Origin of the sequence: Pseudomonas syringae, from assembly GCF_002157375.1 — a bacterium.
Taxonomy (GTDB): Bacteria; Pseudomonadota; Gammaproteobacteria; order Pseudomonadales; family Pseudomonadaceae; genus Aquipseudomonas; species Aquipseudomonas syringae_T.
The window spans coordinates 1-2,778 of sequence record NZ_MTSA01000045.1; the positions used below are offsets into that span (position 1 = coordinate 1).

The window sequence follows — 2,778 nt, forward strand, 5'->3', positions numbered from 1 at the left end:
TGAGTCAGGTTTCACGCCCTGATCGCGCAGATGATGGGCCAGGCGGTTGGCGCGCTGGTTCAGTTCTGCGTAAGTCAGGCATTCAGTGCCGTGGATCAACGCCAGGGCTTCAGGCGTGCGCTCGACCTGGGCCTCGAACAGGCCGTGAACGGTCTGTTCGAGCGGGTAGTCGACGGCCGTGTCGTTGAATTTGGCCAGCACCTGAGTGCGTTCCGCTTCAGGCAATATCGACAGGCCATGCAGCGGGGCCTGCGGAGCGTGCTCCAGTGCTTCGGCCAGGCTTGTCAGCGCCTGTTGCACATAACCGCAGATACGCTGGGCACCAATACGCCCCGGCGCCATGACCGAGAACGTGAAGTGCTGATCCGCATCGTCCACCGAGAGGGTCAACGGGTAGTTGGTCCGCACTTCGCCGAGCAGTACGCGAATGCCTTCCCACTCATCCGCCGCCGCGCCCGTCTCTGTGCCGCTTTCAAGGTGCCGGTAGTTGAGCAAGGCGCTGAACAGCGGCAGCGACGCATCGACCCCGCTGCAACGTTGCGCCAGAACCAGTGAGGCATGCTCATGACCCAGCAAGGCCGTCAGGCTGGCGTGGGTTTTCTTCACGCCATTGCGCACGGCGTTATTGCCCAGACTGACCCGCAACGGCAAGGTATTGATGAACATCCCCAGCGCCCGGTCCGCGCCCGTGCCGCCCTGCATCCGGCCCATCAACACGGTGCCGAACACCACATCATCCTTGCCGGTGATCCTCGCCAGGACTTGCGCCCAGGCCAAGTGATAAAGGCTGGCCATGCTCACCCCGAGGGTGCGCGCCTGATGACGCAGGCGTTGCGTCAGGTGCGTATCCACCGTTTGGCGAATGTCTTCGATCCCGCTGCCATCGCCCTGTACATCGTGAAGATCGAACGGCAGCGTCGGCTCGTCGATGTCGCCGAGCATGTCCCGGAAAAATGCCTCGTGGGCATCGTGACCCAGCCCCAGACGGGCCTGCGCCACGTAGTTACGGTAAGGCACCGAGTCTGCCAGGGTGTGTTCGCGGCCCTGCATGCAGGCCTCGATTTCCCGCGACAGCACCGCCAGCGAGGTCGCATCGTCTATCAAATGGTGGAACAGCAGAATCGCCACCCAGCAACCGTTTGCAGTGTCCTGCGCATAGGCAAGGCGCATCATCGGTGCCTGGCGGATATCCAGACGGTAGTGACGCGGGTCGAAGCGGGCGTGCAGTTGTTCGGCAATGCTGCCGTGCGCCGGGTTTAGCTCGACCGACTCGACGCTCAGTGGTGCTTCACGCCAGACCACTTGCAGCGGCTCGTCGAGCCCTTCCCAGAGAACGCCGGTACGCAGAATGTCGTGGCGGGCAATGACCGCTTGCAGGGCCTCGGCGAACGCCGTGATACGAGAGGCCTGATCGAACTCGAACAGCACGTATTGCAGGTAGGGGTCGCCTTGGGCTGCAGACAAGTGGTGATACAAAATGCCTTCCTGCAGAGGCGCCAGCGCATAGATGTCCTGAACATTGCCCACGCCGCCCGGCACGCTGGCCACAACGCGGTCCACTGCCGCCTGGTCCAGGCGGATCAATGGCAGCAGGTCCGGGGTAATGCGGGCGCAATCCGGGGTGACCCGATTGGCAGGCACCACGACTTCACTGCTCTTGCCGACCGCAGCAGCCAGTGCCGCCACCGTCGGCTGGCTGAACAGCACGCGCACATCGGCGCTCAACTCCTGCTGACGCATGCGCTCAATCAGCTTCACCGCCAGCAGCGAATGGCCGCCCAGTTCGAAGAAGTGATCGTGACGACCGACACGCTCCACTTGCAGCACGTCCTGCCAGATCTGCGCCAGCGCCACTTCGACTTCGCCCTGCGGCGCTTCATAGCCACGGCTGATCAAGGCTTGCAGGTCCGGGGCCGGTAGCGCTTTGCGGTCCAGCTTGCCATTCGGGGTCAGCGGCAGTTGGTCCAGATGCACGTAGGCTGCCGGGATCATGTAATCCGGCAACTGGCTTTGCAGGTGGGTGCGCAGCGACTCGATGTTCGTTTCGGTGCCGGCAGACGTGAAGTACGCCACCAGACGCTTGTCGCCCGGCACGTCTTCGCGGGCCATGACCACGGCTTCTTTCACGTCAGCGTGGCGAGCCAGTTTTGACTCGATTTCACCCAGTTCGATACGGAAACCGCGGATCTTGACTTGGTCGTCGTTACGGCCCAGGTATTCGATATTGCCGTCCGCCAGCCAACGGCCCAAGTCACCAGTGCGGTACATGCGCGCGGTCGGGTCGGTGCTGAACGGATCCTTGAGGAAGCGCTCGGCGGTCAGGTCATCGCGGTTCAGATAACCACGCGCGACGCCAGCACCGCCGATGTACATTTCACCCGGCACGCCCAGCGGCACCGGCTGCTGGTGCTCATCGAGCAGGTAGAACTGCGTGTTGGCGACGGGTTTGCCGATGTGTGCGGCGAAGCCATTAGCGCGGTCCATCGCCACCCAGCTGGAATAGGTGGTGGTTTCCGAGGGGCCGTAGAGGTTGCACAGGCGTTGAACGTGGGTGCTTGCGAACAGGTCTTCGACAAGCTGGCCTTTGAGCGCTTCACCTGCGACGTTGACCGTGTGTACGCCCTCGCCCAGACCACCCGACTCCAGCAAGGCTTTCAGGGCTGATGGCACGGTGTTGATCAGGGTGACGTCATGCTCACCTTCTTGCAGGGCCAGCACATTCCTGACCACTTCCACCGAACCACCCGATACCAGCGGCGCAAAGCACTCGTAGACCGC

1 protein-coding gene is annotated in these 2,778 nt (G+C 62.9%); it reads right to left on the reverse strand.

Annotation, left to right across the window (positions count from 1 at the left end; translation table 11 throughout):
* The coding region (locus BW686_RS25910) for a condensation domain-containing protein (protein WP_143516565.1) at positions 1–2,778 on the reverse strand (2,778 nt) is incomplete at both ends.